General features: G+C 60.1%; 4 protein-coding genes and 1 pseudogene. 3 read left to right on the top strand and 2 right to left on the bottom strand.

Annotated elements, in window-relative coordinates; all coding sequences use genetic code 11:
• Positions 1 to 140 (bottom strand): annotated as a pseudogene (gene prpB, locus D6877_RS00765) (methylisocitrate lyase); the annotation flags it as partial.
• Positions 137 to 859: a GntR family transcriptional regulator gene (locus tag D6877_RS00760; RefSeq protein WP_178083610.1), complete on the bottom strand. Its 723-nt coding sequence runs from the start codon at positions 857 to 859 to the stop codon at positions 137 to 139. The gene D6877_RS00760 and the pseudogene prpB, both read right to left, overlap by 4 nt.
• A 404-nt stretch (positions 860 to 1263) precedes the next feature.
• Between D6877_RS00760 and D6877_RS00755 the strand changes: the two genes are divergently transcribed.
• The 3 genes from D6877_RS00755 to D6877_RS00745 all read left to right on the top strand — a co-directional run.
• Positions 1264 to 1800, top strand: a complete 537-nt coding sequence (locus tag D6877_RS00755; RefSeq protein WP_041479149.1) for an ATP-dependent zinc protease — start codon at positions 1264 to 1266, stop codon at positions 1798 to 1800.
• 5 nt (positions 1801 to 1805) lie between these two features.
• Complete coding sequence (locus D6877_RS00750; RefSeq protein ID WP_016773818.1) at positions 1806 to 3341, top strand: inactive transglutaminase family protein; 1536 nt, start codon at positions 1806 to 1808, stop codon at positions 3339 to 3341.
• Positions 3341 to 4248, top strand: a 908-nt coding sequence (locus D6877_RS00745) for an alpha-L-glutamate ligase-like protein (RefSeq protein WP_130909542.1), incomplete at its 3' end; no start/stop codon positions are given. The genes D6877_RS00750 and D6877_RS00745, both read left to right, overlap by 1 nt.

Genomic DNA, 4248 nt, shown 5'->3' with positions numbered 1-4248 from the left:
GACAGGTAGATCGCCTTGAAACCGGCGCGCTTGGCCAGCAGCGCGTGGTTGGCGTTGATCGCGCCGACCACTTGCAAAGGATGCTCGCTGGCGACCGCATCGCGGAAGCGCTGGCCCGGCGTGTTCAGGTTGGAAGTCATGCATCACCTCGTTCAGTGGCTGTCTTGTTGTGGGCGCCGTCCTCGTAGTGACGGGCGATGTTGCGTTTCGAGGCGCCAATGTGGCGGCGCATCAACAATTCCGCGAGCTCGCCGTCACGGTCGGCGATGGCATCGAGAATGCGGTGGTGTTCGGCGAAGGCCTGGTGCGGGCGGTTCGGCGTGGTGGAAAACTGGATGCGGTACATGCGCACCAGTTGATACAGCTCGCCGCAGAGCATCTGCGTCAGCGTGCGATTGCCGCTGCCCTGGATGATCCGGTAATGAAAGTCGAAATCGCCTTCCTGCTGGTAGTAACCGACGCCGGCCTGAAACGCCGCATCGCGCTCGTGGGTTTCCAGCACCCGGCGCAGTTCGTCGATTTCCGCGACGCTCATGCGCTCGGCAGCGAGGCGGCAGGCCATGCCTTCGAGAGATTCACGGATTTCGTAGAGTTCGATCAATTCGGCATGGCTGAGCGAGACCACCCGCGCACCGACGTGCGGCACGCGCACCAGCAGGCGCTGCCCTTCCAGACGATGGATCGCCTCACGCAGCGGCCCCCGACTGATGCCATAAGTACGCGCCAGTTCCGGCTCGGAGATCTTGCTGCCCGGGGCGATCTCGCCTTTGACGATAGCCGCCTGGATACGGCGGAAGACGTTTTCCGACAGCGTCTCGGAATCGTCGCCATTGATGACCGGGGGATCGAGTTGATCCAGCATGATTGTCGACACCTTCAAATCCAATGCGGCAAAAACTAGCCAATAAGACCGCATCAGTCAAAGGATAAATAGGTATTGTCGACAATCGTCTAATAAGCGCAGCCAATCGTTCATCTATTAATGTGGGAGCGAGCCTGCTCGCGAAGGCGGCAGGTCAGTCGGTTTCTGCATCGAATGACACAGCGCTTTCGCGAGCAGGCTCGCTCCCACAAGAGTGGCATCCCTTGCAGCTCATGGGTCGGCGCAAGCGCTGGCGCCATAAAACCACCGTGCTAGAATGCCGCCCGCATTTGCGGGTCTTTAGTACGGCTTGCCATAAAAAGCTGCCAGGCACACGCAGGGGCTTGCGCACGGTTGTGCGGGCACCTGAACCGATAACGGAACGCTGCGCACCAGGATTTATGAGACTCAAGCCTTTCCCCACCTTTTTTGCTCTGTTTTGCCTGCCCGGCCTCGCCGCCGCGGGGGAAAAAACCGTGTACGGCCTCAACGAATACGCTTCGCTTGACGGCATCAATCTCGAAGTCGCGGCCAAACTCGACACCGGGGCGAAAACCGCCTCGCTGAGCGCCCGCGACATCAAACGCTTCAAACGCAACGGTGAATCCTGGGTACGTTTCTACCTGGCCATCGACACCGCGCATTCGCACCCCATCGAACGGCCGCTGGCGCGGGTCAGCAAGATCAAGCGCCGTGCCGGCGACTACGATCCGGAAGAAGGCAAGCAGTACACCGCCCGTCCGGTGATCGAGCTGGATATCTGCATGGGTTCGGCATTGCGCAGCATCGAAGTGAACCTCACCGACCGAAGTGCGTTCCAATACCCGCTTTTGATCGGCTCCGAGGCGCTGAAACGCTTCGACGCGCTGGTCGACCCCAGTCTTAAATACGCTGCCGGCAAACCTGCCTGCACCATCGCCGCTCACACCGCCGAGTAATTTCCATGCGTTCTCTAACCTTCCACCTGAAAATCCTGATCGCCGTGCTGGTGCTGCTGGGCGTTTCGGTTACGGCCTATCAGATTTTCGTGCTCGGCATCCCGGTGACCGAAGACGCTACCGACGATTTGTGGAACATCGACGCCAAGGTCGAGTTCGTCGCCAGCACCAAGGATCCAGTGAAGATCCAGATGTTCGTGCCGCCGTTGAGCCGCGATTACGTGAGCCTCAACGAAAGCTTCATCTCCAATAACTACGGCGTAGCGGTGAACCGCATCGACGGCAACCGCAAGGTGACCTGGTCGGCCCGTCGCGCCAAGGGCAACCAGACGCTGTATTACCGTCTGGTGCTGACCAAGCGCTACACCGCGGAAAAATCCAAGGTCAAAGGCCCGACCTTCCGTGACAGCATGGTCATCGAAGGCCCGGAAAAAATCGCCGCCGAAGCCCTGCTCGCGCCGATCCGCCAACACTCGGCCGACGTCGAAACCTTTATTGGCGAGGCGATCAAGCGCGTCAACAATGTCAACGACGATAACGTCAAATTGCTGCTGGCCGGCGATCCGTCGACTTCGCACAAAGCCAAGATCGTCGAACTGCTGCTGTCCATCGCCCACGTCCCGGTGGAAAAAGTCCACACCATCCGCCTCGTCGCCGATCAGCCACAGACACCCGAACTGTGGCTGCGCAGCTTCAACGGCAACGACTGGCTGTACTTCAACCCGGAAACCGGTGAGCAAGGCCTGCCGACCGACCGCCTGCTGTGGTGGACCGGCGACGAAAACCTGATTACCGTCGACGGTGGCAAGAAAGCCAACGTGACCTTCAGCTTGAACAACAGCGAGATGAACGCGATTCGTCTGGCCAAGCTGACCGACGAAAACACTGACGCCAACTTCCTCGATTACTCGCTGTACGGCTTGCCGCTGCAAACCCAGCAGACCTTCATGATCATGGTGATGATCCCGATCGGCGTGCTGGTGATTTTGATCCTGCGCAACCTGATCGGCCTGCAAACGCTGGGCACATTTACCCCGGTGCTGATCGCCCTCGCCTTCCGCGAAACGCAGCTGGGCTTCGGCATTCTGCTGTTCACAGTGATCACCGCGCTGGGCCTGTCGCTGCGCTCGTATCTCGAACATCTGAAGCTGCAAATGCTGCCGCGCCTGTCGGTGGTGCTGACGTTCGTGGTGGTGTTGATTGCGGCAATCAGTCTGTTCAGCCACAAGCTTGGCCTTGAGCGTGGCTTGTCGGTGGCGCTGTTCCCGATGGTGATTCTGACCATGACCATCGAACGTCTGTCGATCACCTGGGAAGAACGCGGCGCCAACCATGCGCTGAAAGTCGCCATCGGCACGCTGTTCGCCGCCTCCCTGGCGCACCTGATCATGACCGTGCCGGAGCTGGTGTACTTCGTGTTTACCTTCCCGGCGATCCTGCTGATTCTGGTCGGTTTCATGCTGGCGATGGGTCGCTATCGCGGCTACCGCTTGACCGAATTGGTGCGTTTCAAGGCCTTCCTGAAGAAGGCTGACGCCTGATGTTCGGTTTCTGGAAGACCTGGAAGGCCCTCGAGGCGCGCGGCATCATGGGCATCAACCGCCGCAACGCGGACTACGTGCTCAAGTACAACAAGCGCAGCCTGTACCCGATCGTCGATGACAAGATCCTTACCAAGGAACGCGCCATTGCCGCCGGCATTCACGTGCCGGAGCTGTACGGGGTGATCTCCACCGAGAAGGAAATCGACAAGCTCGACGAGATCATCGGCGGGCGCAGCGACTTCGTGATCAAACCGGCGCAGGGCGCGGGTGGCGATGGCATCATCGTCATCGCCGACCGCTTCGAAGGCCGTTATCGCACGGTGTCGGGCAAGATCCTCGCCCACGAAGAGCTGGAGCATCACATCTCCAGCATCCTCACCGGCCTGTACTCGCTGGGCGGCCACCGCGACCGCGCGCTGATCGAATACCGTGTGACCCCGGACCAGATATTCAAGAGCATCAGTTACGAAGGCGTGCCGGACATCCGCATCATCGTGCTGATGGGTTACCCGGTGATGGCGATGTTGCGTCTGCCGACCCGTCAGTCCGGCGGCAAGGCCAACCTGCACCAGGGCGCCATTGGCGTCGGAGTCGATCTCGCCACCGGCCTTACGCTGCGCGGCACCTGGCTGAACAACATCATCACCAAACACCCCGACACCACCAACGCGGTGGATGGCGTGCAACTGCCCTACTGGGACGGTTTCATGAAACTCGCCGCCGGCTGCTATGAGCTGTGCGGGCTGGGTTATATCGGTGTGGACATGGTGCTCGATCAGGAAAAGGGTCCGTTGATTCTCGAACTGAATGCGCGGCCGGGGCTGAACATCCAGATCGCCAACGATTGCGGCCTGACCTTGCGTACCCATGCGGTTGAAGCGCGGCTGGAAGAGCTGAAGGCGCG

The sequence above is a fragment of the Pseudomonas sp. Sample_9 genome (genome assembly GCF_004307535.1).
GTDB lineage: Bacteria > Pseudomonadota > Gammaproteobacteria > Pseudomonadales > Pseudomonadaceae > Aquipseudomonas > Aquipseudomonas mercuritolerans.
Note: the sequence above shows the minus strand (reverse complement) of the source record. Positions and strands in the feature narration are given on the sequence as shown.

Excerpts from the sequence above, each read along its gene's own strand:
- D6877_RS00750 (WP_016773818.1), top strand. The coding sequence starts at position 1,806 with ATGCGTTCTCTAACCTTCCACCTGAAAATCCTGATCGCCGTGCTGGTG.
- D6877_RS00755 (WP_041479149.1), top strand. The coding sequence starts at position 1,264 with ATGAGACTCAAGCCTTTCCCCACCTTTTTTGCTCTGTTTTGCCTGCCC.